This window comes from Bifidobacterium sp. M0307, assembly GCF_016100445.1.
Taxonomy (GTDB): domain Bacteria; phylum Actinomycetota; class Actinomycetes; order Actinomycetales; family Bifidobacteriaceae; genus Bombiscardovia; species Bombiscardovia coryneformis.
This window is the reverse complement of record NZ_JACFSL010000001.1, coordinates 1,514,378-1,537,465: the sequence shown is the minus strand read 5'-3', so window position 1 is coordinate 1,537,465 and position 23,088 is coordinate 1,514,378. Positions and strand designations below refer to the sequence as shown.

12 protein-coding genes and 1 other RNA gene are annotated in these 23,088 nt (G+C 55.4%); 11 read left to right on the top strand and 2 right to left on the bottom strand.

All coding sequences use genetic code 11. The features are described from left to right. The first annotated feature begins 60 nt into the window (after positions 1-60). The 8 genes from H3V08_RS06440 (at position 61) to H3V08_RS06405 (ending at position 14,193) form a co-directional block, all read left to right on the top strand. A complete protein-coding gene (locus H3V08_RS06440; RefSeq protein ID WP_198182001.1) occupies positions 61-969 on the top strand; it encodes an ABC transporter ATP-binding protein in 909 nt (302 codons plus the stop codon). Further along, complete coding sequence (locus H3V08_RS06435) at positions 966-1,697, top strand: ABC transporter permease (RefSeq protein ID WP_198182000.1); 732 nt, start codon at positions 966-968, stop codon at positions 1,695-1,697. The genes H3V08_RS06440 and H3V08_RS06435 overlap by 4 nt, the downstream gene beginning before the upstream one ends. A 182-nt stretch (positions 1,698-1,879) precedes the next feature. Further along, the gene (locus H3V08_RS06430; RefSeq protein ID WP_232340164.1) at positions 1,880-2,644 is read left to right on the top strand and encodes an ABC transporter ATP-binding protein; all 765 of its coding nucleotides are present in this window, start codon (positions 1,880-1,882) and stop codon (positions 2,642-2,644) included. 119 nt (positions 2,645-2,763) lie between these two features. After that, the gene (locus tag H3V08_RS06425; protein WP_198181999.1) at positions 2,764-4,665 is read left to right on the top strand and encodes an ABC transporter permease; all 1,902 of its coding nucleotides are present in this window, start codon (positions 2,764-2,766) and stop codon (positions 4,663-4,665) included. 200 nt (positions 4,666-4,865) lie between these two features. Further along, entirely contained in the window at positions 4,866-7,976 is a 3,111-nt protein-coding gene (locus H3V08_RS06420) for a cation-translocating P-type ATPase (protein ID WP_442859351.1), read from the top strand. 220 nt (positions 7,977-8,196) lie between these two features. Beyond that, positions 8,197-8,511: an ArsR/SmtB family transcription factor gene (locus H3V08_RS06415; RefSeq protein ID WP_033498411.1), complete on the top strand. Its 315-nt coding sequence runs from the start codon at positions 8,197-8,199 to the stop codon at positions 8,509-8,511. A 144-nt stretch (positions 8,512-8,655) separates the two neighbouring features. Further along, positions 8,656-10,020, top strand: a complete 1,365-nt coding sequence (locus tag H3V08_RS06410; protein WP_198181998.1) for an MFS transporter — start codon at positions 8,656-8,658, stop codon at positions 10,018-10,020. A 327-nt stretch (positions 10,021-10,347) separates the two neighbouring features. Continuing rightward, on the top strand, positions 10,348-14,193 hold the full coding sequence (locus H3V08_RS06405) for an AAA domain-containing protein (protein ID WP_198181997.1): 3,846 nt from the start codon (positions 10,348-10,350) through the stop codon (positions 14,191-14,193). Positions 14,194-14,562: 369 nt separating this feature from the next. Here H3V08_RS06405 and H3V08_RS06400 read toward each other — a convergent pair whose 3' ends face one another. Then, positions 14,563-18,114: an RCC1 domain-containing protein gene (locus H3V08_RS06400; RefSeq protein ID WP_232340162.1), complete on the bottom strand. Its 3,552-nt coding sequence runs from the start codon at positions 18,112-18,114 to the stop codon at positions 14,563-14,565. A gap of 1,171 nt (positions 18,115-19,285) precedes the next feature. Between H3V08_RS06400 and H3V08_RS06395 the strand changes: the two genes are divergently transcribed. The 3 genes from H3V08_RS06395 (at position 19,286) to H3V08_RS06385 (ending at position 21,855) form a co-directional block, all read left to right on the top strand. Then, the gene (locus H3V08_RS06395; RefSeq protein ID WP_198181996.1) at positions 19,286-20,434 is read left to right on the top strand and encodes a hypothetical protein; all 1,149 of its coding nucleotides are present in this window, start codon (positions 19,286-19,288) and stop codon (positions 20,432-20,434) included. After that, positions 20,431-20,892, top strand: coding sequence for a hypothetical protein (locus tag H3V08_RS06390; RefSeq protein ID WP_198181995.1), 462 nt, complete (start codon positions 20,431-20,433; stop codon positions 20,890-20,892). Before H3V08_RS06395 ends, H3V08_RS06390 begins: the two co-directional genes overlap by 4 nt. A 96-nt stretch (positions 20,893-20,988) precedes the next feature. Continuing rightward, complete coding sequence (locus H3V08_RS06385; RefSeq protein WP_198181994.1) at positions 20,989-21,855, top strand: hypothetical protein; 867 nt, start codon at positions 20,989-20,991, stop codon at positions 21,853-21,855. A 667-nt stretch (positions 21,856-22,522) separates the two neighbouring features. Here the strand turns inward: H3V08_RS06385 and ssrA are convergent. Next, positions 22,523-22,921: a transfer-messenger RNA gene (gene ssrA, locus H3V08_RS06380) on the bottom strand. Positions 22,922-23,088 lie beyond the last annotated feature (167 nt).

Below are 23,088 nucleotides of genomic sequence, written 5' to 3'. Positions count from 1 at the left end.
GTGGTGGAGCGCCACCCTTTGCGACCTGCTTGATGAATAATGACACCGAAAGGCTCCGGAATGGGCAATATCGAATTGAGCGTATCGAATCTAACTGTTCGGATAAAGAACAAGACGATTCTCTCTCATCTCTCATTGGAGGTTGAAGAAGGGGCCTTCCATGGGGTCATCGGGCCTAATGGCGCGGGAAAGACGACGCTGTTCACTGTCTTGCAGGGATTGCAAAAACCGACTGAGGGAACGGTATCGGTTCTGGGCAAGGCGCCCTATCCGCGGAACCTGGCTTTGCTCCGCCAAATCGGCATCCAACCTCAGCAGTCCTCTTTCTTCCCCAAAACAACGCTCGTTGAGCACCTCACTGCGGTGGCGGATATCTACCAGGTGCCCCGGTCGCGTGTGGACGATCTGGTTGATGCGTTGAAACTGAATCATGTGGCATCCAACAAGGTTGAATCACTATCCGGCGGTGAACAGCAGAGATTGGCTATCGCCACGGCTGTCATCCATCGTCCTCGTCTGCTCTTTTTGGATGAGCCGACTGCCGCCCTCGACCCCGAGTCACGCCACGATCTTGTGAGCCTGCTCAAATCGAATCAACAATTGGCCGCCACGGTTCTTTACACGACGCACCACCTGGATGAGGCGGAGCGGTTGTGCAACATGGTCTCGATTTTGGCTGATAAGCATATTCTCGTGACGGCCAGTCCCAGCAGGCTTATTGCGCAAGCGGAGATGGAGTCAACCATCCTTCTTCCAAATGCCTTAGATCAGGCCGATCATGTGGTTCACCTCGTAGGAAGTGACTATGTAAAGGTCACACCCGACGGTTTATCAGTGCGTACCCGGGATACTGGAGTTACCTTCGCGAAATTGGTTGATTCCGGAATCAATACAAGCCAGGCGCAAGTCAAGGATGGGCGTCTTGAGGATGTCTATCTTCGCCTGCTCGAAAAGGAGAACGCCGAATGAACAGCTTCAGAACCCTATTCAAGTTGATGTTCCACTATGATCTTCGCGACTGGTCCACTATGGTTTTCACCTTCCTCTTCCCTGTAGCATTGCTATTGGTTTTGGCCCTGTCTTTTAAGAGCTTCGTTCATGGAATTGATATCGTCAGTCAAATCAGCGCCAATGTCATTGCATTTGGCGCAGCCTACGTGGGTATTTTCTCGGGTGCTTCGCACATTGCTACCTGGCACGAGAACGGCATGCTTCGGACGGTCCGCAATTTCCCCCTATCCTCGAATGTGATTATCTTCTCCCAGGCCGTGGTGGGTATCGTCGTCCTGCTGGCCCAGGCTGTGGTGCTTGTAATCATGGGAATGATCATGGGGATGGCGCTGAAACCGACGTTTTTGTCGGGGTTGCTCCCTCTGGTTCTTGGCTACCTCCTGTTCTTTTTCTTGGGCGTCATCATCGCCCTGATAATTCCCTCCATTGCAGGCGTATCCATCTTTGCGAACATTATTATTTTGCCCCTGGGCTTTATCGGCGGAGCCATGATGCCTGTATGGATGTTGCCGTCTTGGGTGCAGACCATTGCACCGTATACGCCCTTGTATCACATGAGGGAGGCACTGTCGATGATGCTGATCGGATCGGGCACCTGGACTCATGCCTGGATCGGACTCCTGTATCTCGCCGTGGGTTGCATTCCATTGGGGCTCATCTCTGTGTACGGTTTCCGCTGGAAATAAGGACGCGCAGAAGTGTGCTCGTGACGCTGCCATTCCAGCGCCATCAACCTCAGTGAGGCTCCTGTCTTGTCTCACGACACGGGTTTGAACGGTATCCGGTATCGCTCAGCATGTGAAAATCCGTCAATTGCCGTTCCCTGTTGCCCTATAGTGGAAGAGAATGTCCAATCAACAATGGCGTATTGAAAAAGACAGGATATCTGTATATGGATGAAACTCCGCTGACCCTCGATAATGTTTCTTTTCACTATGCCTCGGGCGGTCTTGGCATTAACGATGTGTCTCTGGCCTGCGGGACCGGTTCGTGGACGGCTTTGATGGGTCCATCAGGGGCAGGCAAATCAACCTTTCTTTACTGCGCTTCCGGCCTGTTGCCGATAGAAAGTGGAGTGGTTTCAATTGCTGGCAGGAATCTGTCCGGCATGCGTGAATCCGATCTGACGCGGATGCGGCGGGACCATATCGGATTCGTGTTCCAGGACTACAACCTGGTTGATGCCTTTACCTGCTTGCAGAATGTCATGTTGACAGCACTGTTTGGTGGCCCGTCCATTAAGAAGGAGAACGCTCTTCGAGCCTTATCGCTGGTAGGGCTGGGTGATTTTGCTGACTCGTATCCCGCAGACATTTCGGGTGGGCAGCGTCAGCGTGTGGCAATTGCCCGGGCTTTGGCTTCACAGCCGGACATTATTTTTGCTGACGAACCTACTGGAGCCCTGGACAGTCGAAGCGCCTCATTGGTCCTCGACTCTTTCGAGGCCGTGGTGGAACAAGGGCGCACCGTCCTGATGGTTACGCATGACCCCAACGTGGCGGCCAGGGCCCACCGTGTCGTCTTTTTAAAAGACGGCCAAGTGGATTCAATCTGCGAGGGGTACGATGCCGAGCGTCTGGCCATGCACTTGGCTGATATGGCATCCACAACGGCCGGGAGGCAAGTGCAATGAAGCGACATGGTCCCAACGGTCCGGCTCACCAAGCCCCCTCACACCTCTCGTCGAAGAGGGTCTCACTCCCAGCGCTTGTCTGGTCTCTGGTTAAGGCACACAGCGCCTCGTATATCGTCATGTCTGTGACAGTGTGCCTGACCTCTCTTCTGTTCTGTTCGACCTTGCAGGTTTACATGGCTGGCAGAATGCAGGACGGCATCGGGAAAATGGGATCCATGCATACCTTGCGCCGTCTCATGGCAGAAACGCCATATCGGAATGTCGTTATGATATCCACGGTGTCTGTGCTGTGCATAGGATTGATTTCCATCTTCCTCGTTCTTGCCTCAGTCTCCTTCCTGGTGCAGGACCGTAGGCGAGAGTTCGGAATGATGCGGCTTAATGGGGCCAGTCGGACAAGAATCATGGTGATGGAGCTGTGTGAATTCGCCTTGCCTTTGGCCCTTGCGAACATCGTAGGGTCCTTGCTCGGGTCTGTCCTGGCTATTCCTATGGGAAAGGCGTTTTCGGGCCCTTCGGAGTTTCCTGGCTCGGGAGTGAGCTTTGATTTGAGGGTTCGTCCGTCAGTTACTGTTCTGTCCTCTGCTTTCATGATGGTCGTCTGCCTGCTGGGAGTGTGGCTGGCAATACGAAAGCTGAATAAAGTGCCACCGCTGGGGCTGATGGCGCAAGAGTCTGCCAAGGGCGCCAAAAAGATGGGCAAGCTTCGAATTGTCATTTCCTGCCCACTGGTTCTGCTTTCCTTGTTCGTCGGTTTCGCTCCGATCTCCTTGCCTCTTGATATGCGCTGTATGCTGCTGGTCATCTTGGTAATCTGCGCTGTTTATGCAGCTTCCCCTCTTCTTGTGGCTGGTTCGGTTTCGCTGCTCGGTTTGATTCCGGAAAAGCTGTCCAGTGGGCCGGGGATTTTGGCTCGTCAGCGGGCCAGAAGGGAGACGGCCGGTTCTACGGCAGTCGCCTTGCCTGTCATGATGGTTTTGACGATCGTGATTTCTTTCCTGGCGGTCTTCCAGGCCGGTTCCATAGGAGGAAACATGTTAAACCTGCAGCCGCTTAAAGCGGATGTGATCGTAAGCTCTGACACCGAAGAAAGCTTCGACGAGCTGTCATCGACCATACGGGACCTGGGTGGTGAAGTCCGTGGAGCCGATATCTATACAACCCAAATCTGGGCCGTGGAGAATCCCTCAGGAACATTCCAGGTGGCCTGGCAGAACGGTACGGATGGGCTGGTCGGAGACGGTGCGAGGAGGGCTACCGCCCCCGAGGCGGTCGAAGGAAGCCTGTCTGACCTGGGCCCCGGAAAAATTGCCGTGTCGAACCAAAACACCGATTACCGGCTGGGTGACAAGGTTACCTTGATTGATCGCAGTGATAAACGTTATCAATTGACCGTGGCTGCCATCGTCAGGCCGCCCGAGGGTACGCCCCCTCTGCCTATGGACTTCCTGTCCTCAGCTGACGGACTACCTCATGCCGGCGAGGAGGAGCAGGTCTTAGCGCTTATCTCCGCGTCCTCGCCATCGGCAATCAGTGATATAACCAAAGCAATTCGTGGTGCCGGAATCAAGGGAATGTCGGTGGAAACCCGATCTGCTTTTATAGATCGGTTCTTACAGCGTGGCGTCTCAGGTCAGCACGCGCTGTCCGTTATGATTGTCGGCGGTACAGCACTCGCAATCATCTTCCTGCTTCAGTCGATAGCCATAGCCCTCTCCGAGCGGCAGGGGCAAAATCGGAGACTCTATCAAATTGGGGTATCACGGCAGTCCATCGTTTGGTCGGCTGTCCTGGAGACAGGCGTGAACATCCTTGCCGGTGCCTTAATCGCTGTGGTTGCTATATGCGTGGTTGTGGCGGCGGTAGCCTTGGCCTTTAGCGGTATAGGCCTGTCTGTTGCTTATACGCCAATTCCTCTAGGGCCGTTCTGCCTGGTCGGATTCCTGCTGCTGGTCATCGGCGTCGCCGCGACTCTCGTGGTCTCATATGGCACCTTGAAATCCGCTGGGGCAAATTAGTGGAGTACAAGAGCATGCTCCGATTGCTTGACTAGCCGCACTCCTCGGAGCGGCAGCCTTGACGGTTTTGACAGAGCCTGTGTATATTGTGATATCTACTTGGTAAACAACCACGCAGCGTTTTGGTCTGGCCGTTTTTTGATTTCCTTCAATGGGCCCCTGAGGCGTTGACTACTCCGTGGCATAAGCAGGAGAGTGGCATGACTGGGTTGACCAGCGGCTCCAAGCAAGAACAATCAACTGATACCGGGATGGCTCCGACTGCAGGGCAGGACTCTGAGCTGAGGCGCACCGCGAATGACACCATTCTCAAGGATCCCTCCACAGCGGATGCCGAGCAAGTGGCCCTTGCTCTGAATGTGGATCCTGACCGGGGCCTGGACGAGGCCGAGGCGGCGTGCCGGCTGGAGGCATTCGGCCCCAATGAACTGGCTGGGGCGCCTCCCGTACCCGCATGGCGGAAGTTCCTTCAGCAGTTCAAGGACCCCCTGGTCTACCTGCTGCTGGTGGCCACGGCTATTTCGCTGGTGGCCTGGGTGGTGGAGCGTTCTCATCCGGCGGCCGGTGGGGGCGAGCCCCTCCCGTTTGACGCCATCGTCATCATGATCATCCTCATCCTCAACGCCGCCCTGGGATACGCCCAGGAAGCCAAGGCCGAACGGGCGGTGGATGCCCTGGCGAGCATGACGGCTCCGCGTGCCTCGGTGTTGCGCGACGGTCAGGTGGTCAGCCTGGAGACCAGCAGGATTGTACCCGGTGATGTCGTGGTCCTATCCGAGGGAGACTCGGTCGGTGCTGACGGGAGACTGTTCCAGGCCGCGGGACTGCGCGTGGCTGAGGCATCGCTGACCGGCGAGTCACTGCCGGTGGGCAAGAGGCCCGGTCGGCTTGACCGGCCCAAGGCTTTGGGCGACAGGGCCAACATGGTCTTCAACGGCACCGCAGTGACCCAGGGCACAGGTCGCATGATTGTCACCTCCACCGGCATGGACACCCAGGTCGGAAGGATTGCCGGCATGTTGGCCGATACCCAGGAGGAGCCCACGCCCCTCCAGAAGGAGATGGCAAGGGTCTCCAAGCTCCTTGGACTGGCCGTCTGCCTGATTGCCGTCCTGGTTCTGGCCGCCCTGGCCCTGATGGAGGGCTTCCAGACGATTCAGGACCTGATTGACTCCCTGCTCATGGCCGTTTCCCTGGCCGTGGCCGCCGTACCCGAGGGGTTGACGGCCATCCTGACCGTGGTCCTTGCCCTGGGTGTGCAGCGCATGGCCAAGCACCATGCCATCGTCAAGAAGCTCAGCTCGGTTGAGACGCTCGGGTCGGCATCGGTCATCTGCTCCGACAAGACGGGGACGCTGACCCGCAATGAAATGACCGTTGAGCGGGTGGTTGTCCCCTCGGGGCAGGTCCGGCTCACCGGTACCGGGTACACCCCGGAGGGAGCCATGCAGCCGGTCACGTCCGCAGGGGCCGACGATCAGCTGACCGACCCCATCGATTCATCCCTGGCTGCGGAGGTTGAAGAGACCCTGATGGTCGGAGCCGTCGCCAACGACGGAGACCTTCACTGGCAGGGGGGCGATGTCGAGTCGGATTCCGAAGCCCAGTCCGGTTCCGACCAGGGGCACTGGCAGATAGTCGGCGACCCCACGGAGGTTTCGCTGATTGTCGCCGCCCGCAAGGTGGGAGCCGATTCCAGAGCTGATGGCTATCGTCGTCTTGCCGAGATTCCCTTTACGTCCGAACGCAAGCTCATGTCGGTTCTGGCTGCTCCGAGAACCGGTGACGAGGGGAAGACGCGTCTCTTCTGCAAGGGCGCTCCCGATGTGCTGCTTGATCGATGTGACAGGATTCTTGAAGGCGGTCAGGTCAGGACCATGACCAGTGCCGATCGGGAGGGGATACTTGCCCAGGTAAGCAATCTCTCGGCGGATGCCTACAGGACCCTGGGGCAGGCCTTCCGGCCTGTGTCCGGCCAGGAGCTGTCATCATTGGCCGAAACCGACGCAGGGGAGGGGCCGTCAGGAGCGGTCGGAACGGACCAACCGTCTCAGTATGCCGCGGCGGTCACCTTGTCCGCTGACACGGTGATTCAGGAAAGCGCCCATCTGGAGAACAACCTGATCTGGACGGGCATGGTCGGGATCATCGACCCGCCCCGCACCGAGGTCCGCCATGCGGTGGACCAGGCCCACAAGGCCGGAGTCAGAACAATCATGATTACCGGCGACCACCCGCTCACAGCAGCCAGAATCGCAGGGGACCTGGGTATCATCGAACCCGGGCAGCCCGCCTGTACCGGTGAGCAACTGGATGCCATGGATGCGGACCAGCTGCGGGAGACCACCTCCAAGGTCTCCGTCTACGCCCGCGTGGCTCCTGAGCACAAACTGAAGATTGTCGAGTCCCTTCAGGACCAGGGCAAGGTCGTGGCCATGACCGGCGACGGCGTCAATGACGCCCCTGCCGTCAAGGCTGCCGACATTGGCGTAGCCATGGGCATCACCGGGACCGAGGTCACCAAGGAATCGGCCAAGATGATTCTTGCGGATGATAATTTCGCCACCATCGTCCAGGCTGTACGAGAAGGCCGGGGCATATTCGACAACATCCGCAAGTTCCTGCGCTATCTGCTCAGTTCCAATATGGGTGAGGTCTTCACGGTCTTTGGCGGTGTGGTCTTCGCCGGCCTTCTGGGTATATCCCAGCCCGGTACGGCGGGTGTGACCGTGCCTCTCCTGGCCACCCAGCTGCTCTGGATCAACCTCCTGACCGATGCGGCACCCGCACTGGCTATGGGTGTGGATCCCCAGACCGACGATCTGATGGACCGCCCGCCCCGATCCGTCAGCGACAGGGTGATCGATCGGGACATGTGGTTCGACATCGTCTATATAGGCCTGGTCATGGCTGCGGTCACCCTGATCGGCATGGACATGCACCTGAGCGGCGGCCTCTTCACCGACAGGTCTGTCCAGATGATTGGTCACGAGGCGCAGATCAGGGAGGCGCGGACCATGGGCTTCACCATCCTGGTCTTCGCCCAGCTGTTCAACGCCTTGGCCTCGCGTTCGTCCCGGAAGTCGGCCTTCCATGGGCTCTTCAGCAACCTCTGGCTCTGGGGCGCCATAGGGATCTCGATCCTGCTTCAGCTTCTGGTTATCTATGTGCCCTTCCTGGGCGAGGCCTTCGGCACCGTTCCCCTCCAGCCCCAGGCCTGGCTTGAGTGCATCGCCCTGGCCTCCCTCGTGCTGGTGGCCTCGGAGCTGCGCAAACTGGTCACCTGGGTGTTCAGGCGGATTCGAGCGTAACCCCCCCCCTCTTCAGGAGGGGTGCCGGAGAGGTTGTGCGGGCCTGGATGCGTAGTGCGTTGGAGACCCGGATTGCGACTCGGGGGATAAACCGGTGCTGAGCCGCCGAGCCTGGCTCTCGGAGTGTTTGCAGTATCTCCTCGGGGTTCAGGCTCGGATGTTTTGATTGGGACTCATCGGCAATCCTCATGGAGGGGAGCGCGGTCGCTACAATACTTGTATGAGTATTGAAACGACGGGTGATGGGTCCTCTCTTGCAGCAGAAGATGATGAGGCACGGGTCAGGGTGCTCAAGGCGCTTGCCGATCCGACCCGCCTGCAGATTGTGCGCTACCTCAAAAGGGTGTGCAGAGGTGTGACCTGCGGGGAGATCGCGCAAATGGTGCAGATGAGTCCCTCGGCTGGCTCGTATCATTTCAGGACCCTGCGTGAGGCTGGTCTTACGGTGGACGAGCGGCGTTCGCGCGAGAAGTATGTCTCCCTTAACGAGGAGACCTTCCGTCGGTACGCCCCCGGATTCCTTGCGGCCCTGTAAGGCTGTTCTCCTGATGCGGGAATCGGTCCACCGGCTCTTCCGATTCGGTGTCCGGGTGCTTGTTAAGAGTGGTCGATGTCGTGCTACTATTTAATAGTTCATGAACTATTAAATAGTTAAAAGTCGCAGAAAGTCAACTCTCCTATGCGTAAACACAAGCCGACCAGTTCATTTTGGATTCTGGGTCTCACCTCCTTGGGCTCCTTCATGTCGATGATGGACTCGATGATTGTTACCACCGCCTCCACTGCCATTCGTCATGACTTCGGTATTTCAATCACCTCACTGCAGTGGGCGCTCAATGCCTACAATGTGACAATCGCTGCGGTCCTCCTGGTCGGCGTGGCCTTGGGGAACCGATTCGGGCACCGCACTGTATATATGGCTGGCATGGCTGTATTCGTCCTGGGGTCCCTCATGGCCGCCCTCTCAGGCTCCATTGCCGTGCTCATTGCCGCCCGCGTGGTGCAGGGGGTGGGTGCTTCCGTGCTGACGCCCATGTCGATGACCATTCTGGCCTCAGGAACACCACCTGAGCGCAGGGGCAAAGCACTGGGCATATATTCCGGAATCGGCGGTCTGGGCTTGATCGTCGGTCCGGCCCTGGGCGGTCTTATCGTCTCCCAGTTGAGCTGGCAGTGGATTTTCTGGATTAACATCCCGATCGGTCTGGCCGGTATCTGGCTGAGCCACAAGTACCTACCCGAAGATACGCCAGGAAACGGGCGCATCAACCTGGTGGATGCAGTGCTGGTCATTATCGCTTCCGTGGCTCTGATACTTGGGCTGTCCGACAAGAGCTGGAGCCGCTTCTCTATAGTGCTCGGCTTGGCCGGTGTTGCATTGTGGGCTGTGCTCATGCTGCGCCAACGCGGCCAGTCGAATCCTATGATTCCCTTGAGCTTCTTCCGATCCCCCTCCTTTGATGGAGGTAACCTCGCCACCTTCCTTCTGTACGCGTCCATGTACGGGGTGGTTTTCTTCCTGCCTCAGCAGCTACAGGTGGTAGGCGGTGCGAAAGCCCTGGTAGCCGGTCTCGAACTTCTTCCTTGGACGGGAACCCTGGTTGTCGTCGCGCCCCTGGCCGGGAAGTGGGTGGACAGGTTCGGCGAACGGATGGTTGCCGCACTCGGGTTGTTCCTGCAGGGCCTGGGATATGTCTGGATTGGTCTGGTGACCGGTGGCGAGTTCACCTATGCGGCCCTGGTTCTGCCCCTGATCATCTCCGGTGCCGGCTTGTCGATGGCCGGCCCCGCCTTGCAGAAGGCGGTGCTGGGAGCGGTGCCGTCTGCTGATAGCGGCAAAGCGTCCGGTATCTATAACATGTCTCGTCTTCTCGGTGGAGCGGTGGGCGTTGCTGTTTCAGTGCTTGTCTTTTATGCCAGGGGCAGCGCCTCTTCGCCGGCTGCCTTCACCTCCGGTTTCAAAGCCGCCATGTTGACTGCTGCCGTGCTCTCCTTGCTGGGATTGCCGGCCGCTGCCGCCATAGGTAGATCTGAAAGCAAGTAGATCCGCTGTTGGTTGGTTTTGGCTACTATCCTCCTGGTGACACTGATGCGGGGGTAGGCCAGGAAGATATACAGGTCTAAGGCAGTAGTGAGAGCTGCGCAGTTTGATGAGACAGGAAACCGGTAACGATGATATCGGATGAGTCTCGACCCGCTTATGCTCTACCGAGACCCTGCGAGTTTATGAGCATGGCTCGCAGGCTCGGTGTTCTTGCAATGAGATGAGGCATAAAGGTGGAGAATTTCGCACTACTGCTTAAATATAGATATTTCTTACAGTTCGGACTGAGGTCCGTATCTGTCTCCGTGTTTGCTGATACTTAAATATATGAGCAAAGATGCAGAACAACACTCGATGGACGTTTTATCATACTGGTGCGCGGTTGAACTGTTCTCGCCGCAGAGCTGGAATGATATTCAGTTAATAGCCTTGACGGATGCCCCTGAAGGTATGCGCAGGACAAGCCTTTCGGGGCGAGAGCAGCTTCCCTGGGAACAGGTACATGCCAATCTCCTCATCGGATTAACAGGTACCGAGAAGTATTCGTATAAAGATTGCTACACGGAACTATGGGGAAGAAAAGTATACCGTCTGCAAACGGACATGAAAGCGCGGTTGACCGAGCCTTTTCCGTTTGTGGAAGATACTGAGAACTGGTTGCGTATGCAGGCAGGTGGATTGGGGCTTGATGATCAGCTCATAAACAGCCTGGTTAGTGAGGCGAATCTGTCATGGATGGAGGTAACCAAGCAACGTGGCGCTTTGCAGATAGGCACCGTTTTGACGGACTCTATGGTCTCTCGCCTTCTGCAGATAGTGAGGGAGCTGTCGACCAAGATTGGTTATTCCGGTGTAGCCAGTGCTGCCTATAGCAAGGACTACGATCCACGATTTGCTCGTCAGCCCATTTACCAGGTGGTCAAGCCAGCAGTAGGTCCAGATTCTGCGGAAGGATCTGAAGGGAAATCTTGGCTCCGGCACGAGCGGTTCCGAATAGCGGCCGGTCTCTCTCAGGAAGTGTCCAGAAGAGCACTGATAACGGCCGCCAGGCTCGTTCGTGAGCTCTCGCCAACTGAAGAGACGGCTCAGGATGAAGGACTGCAGGAACTTGCTTACCAGCAACAGAGGCGTACCGGCAATTCGCATGCCACGGCTTCCCTAATGGAATTTTGTATAGGGGACGAGGGGAATCTGGTCGTAGGATCGCTAGATATCTCTCAATATGCCAAAGCGGTTTCCTGTTTATTCAACAATGAGAGCTGGCCTGATTGCCCGGCTGGATGGCCTCATATTGAAGTATTTGATCAGACAGAGAAAGAAATTAAATACCATTTCAATCGCTCTATTAGCCAAACACCTAGAGGCGAAGAAGAGTGGGCTGAGCAGGAAAGCGGACCAGTCCACAGAAGCGATATCGCAGGTCTTATTGATTGGGTAGCAGGCCGGATTGGGCTGAGTGACGATAGGGTAGGTCGTTCTCCCCTTTTCTCTCGTAATGATGGGTCGCCCCTAATCAGGAATTACGTTAACTGTCGCCTGGAAACCAATCCTGAGCAGTTCGGCGGGGGAATGATGGATTCATTTTTCCTCGACGATCTTGAGCACCTTTATCAGGGTGGTCCCGATTTACTCTCCGAACCGGTCAGACAGTATCTGTCGATAGACCATCCACAGCGATTCAATCTGGAAGAGGACCCTGAAGGGCAGCTGATTGGGGGCCTGACGGAACCTACCAGCATGTCCGTCGGGCGATGGCCAAGTGCTTCCAACCGATTCCAATCAGCGGGCCAACAGTTGGCAATCAACCAGATACGTGCAGTTATGGAAGGTTCCGGGAGTTCATCGCTCCTGGGTGTCAACGGCCCTCCTGGAACCGGTAAGACCACCCTCCTCAAGGATGTAGTCTCCGAGATTATTGTGGCCCGAGCAAAGCAGCTGATGAAATTCTCTCGCCCTCAGGATATTTTCACACCTCGGGACCAGGACGGGAACATTTCAGACGAAATCAGGAATCAGGGCTATTGGACACTCGACCCAGCTGTGACGGGTTTTGAGATTGTTGTAGCTTCCAGTAACAACAAGGCTGTCCAGAATGTCAGCCAAGATCTCCCCAGCGCTGATGCCATAGATGACGAGTGGGAGTCCTATATCGAAAGCGAATTCAAGCAGGTCCCACTTGGATTCGATTTTCGTGATTTAGCTGGGCGTATTGCCGATACGGAAGGCAAATCTTCTGGAGCCTCTTCAGCCTGGGCGCTTATATCAGCTGTTCTAGGGAATATGAAAAACAAAAATCGGTTCATACGGCCGTTTAAGAGTGAGTTCATATATGGCTACTTGAAGAAGATTCGTTATGGGGAGAGTGGCGGAAACACCTGGGCCAAGGCTAAGGCCGCTTTTGAGGATGCTCTGGAGAAGGAGGAGGGCATTCGTGCCCAGAAAGCCGCCCAATACGAACTGATTCACTCGTACTCAGATTTGTGTGATCGACGGGCTGACCTCTCATCCAGTCTTAAAACCGATAATGAACGACTGGTATGTATGAAAACCGACCGCTCAGAGTACATGAAACGAATTAAGGCGGCGGAGGGGCAAATGGCGGAAGCCAGGCAGGCCGCCAGCAGTGCTGATGCTGTTTGGGAACAGGCTAATAGTACCTACCGGGTTCATATATCTTATTGGCGGGAGCATCCTCTTAGATCTCTCTTCCATGGTAAGGAACGGCAGCAGGATGAGCTTAAAGTGCGTACTGATTTGGATCAATCTCGCTTAGCAAAGGAACACTGCGATGAACGGGTCAGTGATGCCAGCCAGCAGTTGCAGTCCCTCTACAACGGATTGCAAGCAGGGGACCAAAAGCTGAAACAATGCGAAGCGCAGATTTCGTCCTCAACGAAGGAACTGTCTGTTCTTGAGGGGCAGATTTCTGAAGCCGAACGGATTCAATGGTCCACTCCGCGCATTGGCGATGACCATATCGAATGGATGGACGAAGAGTGGAGCAAGGCGCGGACGGAGCTCTTCATCAAAGCGCTGGCCCTTCATCAGCAGGTCGTCATGGGGGCTCCCAAGCAATTCATGCGCAACCTATCTCTGGTCTGCACTGCGATGCAGTCGAATGACATCTCCAAAGGTGCGCGGCTAGCAGCCTGGCAGACTCTCTTCCTGGTGGTGCCCGTCGTCTCTTCGTCGTTTGCTTCCATAGCTAGGATGCTGTCGGGGATAGAGGGAGAAGCGTTCGGTTGGGCTATTGTGGATGAAGCCGGGCAGGCCTTGCCGCAGTCTGCCGTTGGACTCCTGCAACGCGTCAAACACGCAATTGCGGTTGGAGACCCAATGCAGCTCCAGCCTGTTGATCCCATGCCCAAGCCGATGCATGAGCTCTTGGCGAGTACCCACAACATCCAACTTGGCTTGGAATCCGAAAACATGCAGGCCATGGTTGATTACCAGACGCCTTGCGGGCTGCTGGACGATATAGAGAATCGCTGGTTAGGGATGCCTCTGGTGGTACATCGTCGCTGTGATGAACCCATGTTCTCTATCTGCAACGATATGGCTTACTCCGGCAGAATGGTTCGTGTGGGGCCGGAGCATCAGCCATGTACTTATCCTTCCGGTCTTCATGCAGGAGAAGAATTGCCGACTTCCTGTTGGTATGACGTGTCATCGGGTCCTGGCATGAGCAGCAGGACGCAATGGAGGCAGGAGGAAGGTATCGAACTTCGTAAACGGATGCGTGGACTCCTTCAGGGGGGAATTGACCCTGCCAATATTCTGGTCATCGCTCCGTTTAGGGCGGTAGCTAATGAGGTGTGGAAGATCTTCGAGGATGAGGTCAGAAAGACCTCTCGCAGTAATCGTAGCGATGCGAGGCGCCTTGCTCAGGAGCAAGCAGGGACGGTTCACACTTCCCAAGGCAGGGAGGCTGACGTGGTCTTTATCGTTCTTGGCAGCAAATATGGTAGCCAAGGAGCAAAGTCGCGTTCGTGGGTAAACCAATCGCCTAACCTGCTCAACGTTGCTGTGTCAAGAGCAAAGCGCCGTGTATACGTGATTGGAGATTTTTCCGATTGGAAGAACGGTACTTATACATCCCTGATTGCAAAGGACTTGCCCGTAGTGAGGGGTGACGAGGAAGCGCGGGAAGTCATGCCGGAGTGGCAGAGGTGACCCCCAAAGGAGGTGCTCCATTGAAAACGGCAGTGGTCTTGATCATGAGACTGCCTGGAGTTTTTAATGGAGCAAGTCAAGAGATGGGGGCGCTGGGGTTCTGTCTTTAGTATGACTCAGAACCGATTCAAGCAGGAAGCAGTATCGGGACCTGCCAACCAATGGCACTTTGTCCAGAATCATGTATGGCTCGAACCGATTTCTGACCTTTCGTCGGGATTGACACCGTAGAAACCGTCGGAGTCGGATGTTCTGCACTGATGCGATGATATTAATGAGACCCGGGAGCATCGACCAGTTGGGGATGGTCATTGATGCTCCCGGGCCTTTCCCCGGTGCTGTCGAGTCGGGTGGGCCGACTCGACAGCCTTACTCAAGCGAAGTATCTAGTTGTCTCGATTGCCTGTGATGGCGCTGCGCCGCGATGCCGCACATGGCGACGACACCGGTAAGCAGCGTGAGCATCATACCGGCCCCTCCTGCGTTGGGAAGGAGGGTGCCTGCGGGCAGGTACAGGTACGATAGCGACGTATCCGGCATCTGTCGTACGTTTTCCAGCGTGTAGTCGACGGTGACCGTCACCATCCCGGGCTGATGCGCGGGAGTGACCACGGTGGCACTGTGGCCGTCACTGTTGATGGTCAGGCTTGTTGCGGGGCTCCGGTCGAACCTGACTCTGGTGATTACCGGCCGCTTGTTAAACAATACCGGTACAGGAGTCGAGGTCTGCGAGAAGATACCGTCGTTGCCGAGCTGTCCAAAGATGTTGTCTCCCCATGCTTGGGCATCTCCGTCCGGGCCGATTGCCATCGTGTGTTCATAACCTGCGCTTATATGGACAGCGCTGAGTATCTTGACAGGCACACAGTTTGGGCTATTCCCTGTTTTTTTGCCGTCGCCGAGCTGTCCATGCCAGTTCCATCCCCATGCCCAGGCGGTTCCAGCCGAGTCAATTGCGAACGAATCGTTGGGGCCGGCAATCACTTGCGTCGCGTTCAGGTTTCCGTTGCCCCAAGGGGAGCAAACAAGAACGGGGATACAGGCATTATCGATGCTGTTGTTGCCGAGCTGGCCATACTGGCCCTGCCCCCATGCCCAGGCTTTCCCGTCAGTGCCGACGGCAAGTGCGTGCCAGCCTCCAGCACTGACCTGTGCCGCTTTAAAACCTCTTGATGCGTCCATGGGGCAGGTTGGATCGCGAACGCGAGTGGGGGTCGGATAAAAGACGGTGGAATTTGGACCATCGAGGCGACTGTTGCCAAGCTGGCCGTGATTGTTGTACCCCCAGGCGTACACGTAATCGTCCGTTCCGATGGCCAGGTTGAAGGACCAGTCGGTGCTGATCTGCACGGCATGGAAATTGTTGGATGAATTCGTGGGGTCCTTGACCGGGACGGGAACAGGCTGTCGATCGGTGAATACGGTTCCGTTCCACCCTCTTGACTGGCTGCCCCAGGTGTATACGGTCCCGTCCGTTCCCAACGCCATGGAGTTCAAAGCGCCGGCGTCTACCTGAACTGCGGTTAGGCCCTTGTATTGGTTCGTAGGGTCATTGGGGTCGCGTACCCTCGCAGGTGTGGTGGTTTGATCGCCGCAATTGGTGTTTCCTAGCTGCCCGTGGCTATTAAGCCCCCAGGCGTACACGTATCCGTCACTGCCTAGGGCCAAGGAGTGATAACCCCCAGCGCTGACTTGTACGTACGTGAAATCCGCCGGGGCTCCATCAGGTTTTTTCACCAAGACTGGAGCTCTGCGGAGGGAGGTTGTTCCGTCGCCAAGCTGCCCATGCTGGTTTGAACCCCAGGCATATGCATTCCCATCGCTGCCTATGGCCAGAGAATAACCCCTGTGGGGTTCCTCGTTGAGGTTCGTCGCACTGCTGGTCTGGTTGAACTTGATGCCCCTATTGAGGGGTGGGGTGATGCGCACGCTCTGTCCGCCATACTGGCTGCCCCTGTCGGGGTCGATTTGCCAAGTGTCCTGACCATCGAGTGTCCAGTGGGCGGTCAGAGTGAGGTTCGAAGTGACGGGTTTGCTGAAGTCATAGGCAATCCTGCCATTGAACCATCCGTCGAACAGGTAACCGCTGCGTACCGGATTCGTTGTGGGCCTTTGCACACGCCCATACGGACTGGGGACGTATTGGGCGCCGGGTCGGGGGCTGCCTCCGTCCGCGTCGAACGTGACTGTATATGTTGGGCTTGGTGCAGCGGCTCTGGCGAGAGGCTCTTCCACCGTGTAGGTGAAACTCTTGGAGAAGGGCTGGTTGTCTTGCTTGCCGCTGATGGTGACCGTGGCTTGCCCTGCTGGCCTCGCGGGTGCGTCTGCCTGCCAGGCATCGCCGCTGCGGGTCAGGGTCATGGGCTGGTCGTCGAATCTGGCCACGTCCAAGGTCGGCTCTTTGGTGACGACGACTTTGACAGGCCTGTCCTGTTGCTTGGTGCTCCACGCAAGCAACTCTCCCTGCAGATTCAGGGCGACAGTCTTGCTACCGACTGTGAGTGCCTGTATGTAGGACTGCTTCCCGCCATCCACTTGCGTAGGTGTGCTGTTCGGCTTCCAAGTCCAAATTAGGCCTTTGGTGTCCGTAATCAGCACCTGGTTGCCGCTGCTGCTGACCCGGTTTGGGCGTTTGTCATCTGGCAGACGAATCGGGGAGGGTGCAGTTTTGTCTCCTGCCAAATAGCTGGCTTGGCCAGTCGTGTCCATAAGGACGAAGCCTGTGCCGACGCTTTCGACCTGGATGATGGGAGTATCTGCGGGCTGACTGATGCGCGTGGCGTGCGCATCAGCATCGGTCATGTTCCAAGTCCAGGCTTGCCCGTTCGTGTCCACGGCCAAGGCCTGGTCGGCGGCCGTAGTGACAAGCGTCGCATGTGCCTGCTCGGGCAGGGTGACCACGGCTTGTTCGGACAGGCGCGGGCCTGTCTTCTCGGTTTTTGTCCCATCAGCTTGGAGCGTGTGGATGCGACCTTGCTGATCAACGGCCAAGAGCCATCCATGACTGGTGTCCGTGCTGATGCTTGTATACAGGGTTTCTCGGGTGACGTCAGGAATCGTGGGCGAGGGCTGCTTGACGATCCAGGTGTAAAGGTGATGATCCGATCCCAGTGCCGCCTGCCAGTGGTCGCCGGTGCCGGCTTGCAGGTAGTGGAACGCGTTCTGAGATTCAGATGGGGCTGGAACGGATACTGGCGTGGCGGAGCCGTTCCATGTGTAAAGACCACCGTTACTGGTCTGCCCGATTAGCTGGTCTCCGGAGGACTCCAGGTGGGAGAAGCGCGGTTCCTTGCTGGAAGGAGGGTTGATGGTCAGGCGGGCTCCTGAGGCAGGTCCATGATCGGGACTCAGCTGCCAATCCGTGTCTTGGACCCACTGGGCCGTCAGGGTCATGTCCTCGCGGACGGGAATCCGGAAGTCGAAGACCTGACCCTTGTATGTCCATCCGTTGAACCGATGACCTGCGCGCTGCGGGTTGCTCTCTGGCGGGCTGGCAAGGGTGCCGTCCTGCACGGTCGTTTGCGTGGGCGGGGTTCCGTCCGACAGGTCGAACCGCACCACGTGCGAGGTCTGTTTGTTTGGCTTTTCCGCCGGCTCGGTTGAGGACGGCTCCGTATCATCTGTTTCATCGGTCGTAGGAGATGGTGTACTCGAGGATGAATCGGTTGGGGTTGCCGGAGTGGTGCTTAGCGCATTGCCTGGCGTTGTGGCAGGCGAAGGAGTGGGCGTCAGGAGAGAAGTATCCGGTGCGCCGTTGTCGTTGGCGTCGGAGGACTCGTCAATGACGGAAGAGACCTGCTGTCCCTCCGTCTCTTCGGGGGTATCGGTCGCACTGGCGACAGCCATGCCCAGGCTCGACATGAGACCCAGCACGGTGACTATGAGTGTCAGCGTACGGCGCAGACTGTAGTTCAAACGCATACTTGCATACCCCTTCATTGACAACAGGTACTGACCGTTACCCTTGATCCGCGGACTGTAAGCCGGTGTCACGCATTACATCAACCCGTCGGACGGACCATCGAGTCTTCCCCAAGGTGGTCCGACACCAACAATGTCAATACCGACAATGTCCAATCAGGTTCCCAATACCTGTAACTAACCGTAGCAGTCTGTTCTATAGGATAAATTATTATCTCCTATATTGAGACCGGTGTGAGGCATGTCTCACAGCCGCCATTTTCGTCCATGATTTAAGCCTTTTCCCTTGCTAAACCGGGAAAAGTCTTTGTTGTGTTTTCTTGCCTCTACGGCAGGATCTCTTGTTGTTGGGCAACAGTTTGTTGCGCATGACGAGCGCCAGTGAAATTAATGCGGTGATACGTAAGTCGGGCAGTGAGGCTTGTGCGGTTAGTGGCCTTATTGGATGCCCTTGTGGTCTTAAAAGTAAGTGTACCTGCATGAAAGTTGCTGAGAACAATCTCGCTCTAGATTCGAAGCTTGAGGGAGCAATCGGCAGTTTGATGTGTTGGCAAGTACTCTTCTTTGTGGTCTGCTATTGAGTAGTGCGGAGAGCGCCGCCCTTAGAGAGGTGCCCGTGTGTGCAGCTTTGCTGCTTGCCCGACATATCGGGATCTGCTGTGGCGGTGGGAAGACATCTCCCCAAGTGCGCTTGAGCTTGCTGCGCATGCCAACACGTAAAGGTGTGCCAGGATTTTTGGATAGGACTGATAGCGTCATGAATCTTATGGAGCGTACATATTTATCGCCATCAGTCGAGACGAAGGCGGTCGGTGGCGGTTTTGCGCGTCTAATAGATGTACTCCGTATACTGTGGGCCGCATGGATTGGCAGTTCTTCGAGCGCTCGTATCTGCCGCTCTCTGACCGCCTATTGCCGGACATGACATGTATATATGTTCAATTGGCCATCACAAACTCAGATAGCTCTATACGATAACGAGATGTAGAAAAGTGTGACCAGGTCTTATCGTCATTTCTGTGCGTAAGTGGCACGTGGTAAAAAAGTGGAGTTGCGGGGAATCGAATCATATATGTCAGCAGACCAGTAATGACAACGGAATAGGGTAATCTACCGTTCTCCTGCCTCGTCAGATTTCAAAATATCTTTAAGCGGAAGTAATATCAAAGACATGACAAAGGAAGAGCGGTTCCTGAGACTTGAATTCAGAGGTGAACGTTTCACCGATGGTCTCTTCCCGGTTTCCGCGCTCCCGGAAGTCCAAAGGATCACCGAGGCTATTCAGAAAACTGCCTTTAGGGAAAGTCCCAAACAAGAAGTAGCTCATATTGATCCTGTGCTGTCATTTACAAAAGGTTGCGTTGTGGTTGAAGCAAGTGTTCCTCCGGCCACTAACGAGACTCATGCGGCGTTGTTGCGGAGGTCCGGAGCTGATGTGGCGAAACAGCTCGGCTCTTTCAATCGAGGTAACTTCGAGGGTATAGACAAAACCACTGAAATCGGTAAGGCGATTATCGATATATGCGGTTCTCTTGATCCGGATGACGAAATAACGTTAATCTCCGCAGACGAGACAATCAGCATCACAGGGAAACAGCATACTGAAGCGAAGAGGGCATACGACCGTGGTGATGATTTTCAGCTGGAGCCTTCAGGTGAATCTGGGCCACGGAGCAAACGTCAACAGAAGCTGGTCGGGCAGTTCACAGAATTGGATGCAGGAGAGAAGAGCTTCAAGTTCAAAGAGATATCAAAGGATATTGTCTATCAAGGCTATTATGGTAACCCGGACGATATGCCTAAAATCAAGGAGTCGCTGAATTCGCCCGACAAAGCCGAAGTCGTGCGAATCACATGCGACATGAGGATTCAGGAAAATTGGAAGCAGTGGCATATATCAGGAATACAGGATATAAGCCTTTTTCATATTGAACCTGATTCGGTTGGTGCATCCCGTATTATTCAGATCGCTTCACTCGGCAGGAACTGGAATGACGGGGATGAGCCTGCCATAAGTGACGTAGCGATTGATGCTGCCTTGAAACTGCTGGAAGGCATTGCCGAAAAATCGCTTCCTGTTCCCGGCATATTCCCCACAGAAGAGGGAGGGATTTCTCTCGAGTGGGCCGATGCCGAGCAAGTGGTAAGTGTGGAAATCGATTCGGACCTGGACGCAAATGCTGGCACTGGTTTTAATTTGTTTTCCCTTCCGCAGGATAAATTCACTAGTACTGATGAGGACACCGGGAATTTGATAGAAGCCCAACGATTCATTGAGGAGAATGTTGCAGTCTTCCAAACCTTGAGGTCTGAGTCATGACAACAGAAACGCTGGAGCCAGGCGAATCAATCATTGATCCTTCTGATGAACTTCTGTACCGTCAGATAACCCCTCCGCTGTTTGATGAAGAGAAAAACCAGCCGGCTTCCTTTGCTTTTGGCCCACAAAACTGTGATAAGGGGAAAGCATCCTATTCACGTAGTTCTAAGGTGACGGCTCAGGAAGCGCGAGATTGGCACTGTGCTAATTCATCGAAACCGTCACTTGGAGTTTGGGCTGTTACTTCTTCCGAAGCACAAAAGGGGCCTCTGAGGTGCGTTGATGACTGGACGGATGACAACCAATCGCAGATAGGGAAAATGGCTCCAGGACATTGCTACCTTGATTTTCGCGGGTTCAGTAAGTCTGAGCAAAGAAGAATCCGGGCAAACCTACTCAGATTCGCTTTAAAGCGAGGTGAAATACCAACTAACAAATCACAGGACTCCTCGGATTGAGTCGACTGAAGCACATAACAAGAGTGGGTATCTCTGGGATGAATCCGCGGTACCTACTTGCAATAGATACCGCTTATATTCCGAAGAGAATTAACGATGATCACTGAAAATACTACTACTCTGCTCCAGTTTATTGCTAGTGCGGTGTTGTCTTTCGTGACAGTAGCCGTGTCGGTGAACTTTGAGAAGTGGATTCCTTCCTCGACATACCGCCTGTGGAGATTGACCAGAAGATCCGAGACTGTAATAGCTGAAATGGAGAGCAGCAAGAACGACCTTAATCGATTCTCTTTCGGGTTGGTAGCGAATGCGATCAACAGGAAAATCGCGCATAAGAGTTTTCGTCGGATGCTCGGGCCGAACGGTGGTAGCCGAGTGTTCTCCGGTTTGGGCTTTACCACCCCTGGCTGTTTGTTCGCAAGCCTGTTTCTAGCAGGCCCATCAGCCTACGCTTTCTGGCGTTTTTACTCTTTATTGCTTTTCCCGGAGAATCCCAAGGAGCCTTTGCCTGATGCCGAGATTTTATTTTTTGCCTTAGGCTTGACAGGTGCGTGTGCTTCCTTATTGCTTGCAATACCTCTTAGTCGACATTTCATCGGGAATTTTGGCATCAAGGAGTTTGTTGATCCTTTTTTAAACAAGACCTATGTTGTAAAAGGCGCAAAAGGGACGCTTATCTTTTGCAGAGGGCTGTTGGAAAGGATATATACTGCTAAGACCGTCTGCATATGCAGGGATATAGCACTCTTCTGTTTCGTATCAGTTTTTTTAATTCCGATTCCATTGTTGATTAGTCAACGGTGGGGCAAACAGCATCACGGGGCTGTTGTAGCCGAGCGTATCTTCGTTGTATGGCTAGTACTCTTATTGGTTACAATGGTAGGCGTTGAAATCTGGTTCCGACTTGTGCTAAACAAAGAAAAAGTAAAAGCCAAAAGAGATTGTAGCTGGATCAAAGCGTAGACTGGCCAAATGGCTTATTCCGTGGTTTTGTCATGTGCACTGGATAGGTTCCAAAGGCTAAACGTTTGTCTTTTCGTGGACCTCGTTTTGGGGAATTGAATTGGTAAATCAATCAGTGCAGTTGTATCAGGTAAAAAGAATCCCTCCACTGCTTGTTCCTGATGGTGCTGGCTCATTTTTCCTCCGCTTCTTTGAGGATATCGAGGCCGGCCGAGGGCCGTGGTGGGCCCATGAGTGGCGCAGATTGCGTCTAGACATGCGCAGAGGGGGGCAGGCCGTGCTGGCTGGCGGTCCGGAGGACCGGTTTCAGAGCCCTGCATGCATGGTTTTCATGACTTGTTAGTTGGAAGGTTTGGAAGCCGGCCACTGATGGATGCCGGCCTTCGGTGGCCGGCCCTTTGAAGGTCTTGCTCTGTTGTATGGGCAAGTCGGGCCAGCGGTCGAAGGCGTCGATCGACGTGGGGTAAGGCGCCACGATCCATTTGGGATGTTTCTTATCGGGCTTGTAGAGGATGCTGTCGAATACCCTGGTTCTTCCCGCGTGTTTGTCCTATTAGAAACGGCTTTAAGCGGTCTGGAACCGAGTATTCGCTTCAATCTGAAAACGGCGGTAAATGGCGGAATTACAACAACAAGGCCGTCCGGGTGAACCCGGGCAGCCTTGTTCGAGTGGAGCTGCGGGGAATTGAACCCCGGTCCGATGACCGTACCCTCAGTCTTCTACGTGCGTAGTCTGCTGGCCGTTATGGCTATCTGTCTGCCCCCACCTGTGTCGCAGACGACTGGTGGCGGGCATAGCCGCAGGAAAAGTCCCCGGATCGTCCTGCGGTGCAGCGGTCCGGGCAAGTCTTCTTAATGACGCTCAGCATCCCCCCGAAGGCGAAGGAGAGTGAACGGAGCAGCTGCTCACTGGTTTATCCTGGCGCGAAGCTCAGGCAGCGAGAGCGAACTCAGTGCGGTTAGATTTAGCACTTGTTGTTTGCGGGAGGACATTAACGAGCGGACCCCCGCGTTCTCGGCACGCTTCCCTGCGACGAACAGGTCACCGTCGAAACCGATCAGCCCCAATCTTCAGTTATCAAACCTTGCCGGCACTCTTCGCGACCGGCCTCGTCAGTATACAACAGATACGAACGGTTGGTATTCCCGCTTCCCCTAAGTGTGAGCGCCGGAATGGGCGGTCTGCCTGCTCCCTATCCCGTCCGGCAGGGCGGAGCGCAGTCGCCGCACCGA

What these genes read in the sequence shown, in the direction of transcription:
- H3V08_RS06440 (WP_198182001.1), top strand. Translation starts at nt 61, where the DNA reads ATGGGCAATATCGAATTGAGCGTATCGAATCTAACTGTTCGGATAAAG.
- H3V08_RS06435 (WP_198182000.1), top strand. Translation starts at nt 966, where the DNA reads ATGAACAGCTTCAGAACCCTATTCAAGTTGATGTTCCACTATGATCTT.
- H3V08_RS06425 (WP_198181999.1), top strand. Translation starts at nt 2,764, where the DNA reads ATGTCTGTGACAGTGTGCCTGACCTCTCTTCTGTTCTGTTCGACCTTG.
- H3V08_RS06420 (WP_442859351.1), top strand. Translation starts at nt 4,866, where the DNA reads ATGACTGGGTTGACCAGCGGCTCCAAGCAAGAACAATCAACTGATACC.
- H3V08_RS06415 (WP_033498411.1), top strand. Translation starts at nt 8,197, where the DNA reads ATGAGTATTGAAACGACGGGTGATGGGTCCTCTCTTGCAGCAGAAGAT.
- H3V08_RS06410 (WP_198181998.1), top strand. Translation starts at nt 8,656, where the DNA reads ATGCGTAAACACAAGCCGACCAGTTCATTTTGGATTCTGGGTCTCACC.
- H3V08_RS06405 (WP_198181997.1), top strand. Translation starts at nt 10,348, where the DNA reads ATGAGCAAAGATGCAGAACAACACTCGATGGACGTTTTATCATACTGG.
- H3V08_RS06400 (WP_232340162.1), bottom strand. Translation starts at nt 18,114, where the DNA reads ATGCGTTTGAACTACAGTCTGCGCCGTACGCTGACACTCATAGTCACC.
- H3V08_RS06395 (WP_198181996.1), top strand. Translation starts at nt 19,286, where the DNA reads ATGACAAAGGAAGAGCGGTTCCTGAGACTTGAATTCAGAGGTGAACGT.
- H3V08_RS06390 (WP_198181995.1), top strand. Translation starts at nt 20,431, where the DNA reads ATGACAACAGAAACGCTGGAGCCAGGCGAATCAATCATTGATCCTTCT.
- H3V08_RS06385 (WP_198181994.1), top strand. Translation starts at nt 20,989, where the DNA reads ATGATCACTGAAAATACTACTACTCTGCTCCAGTTTATTGCTAGTGCG.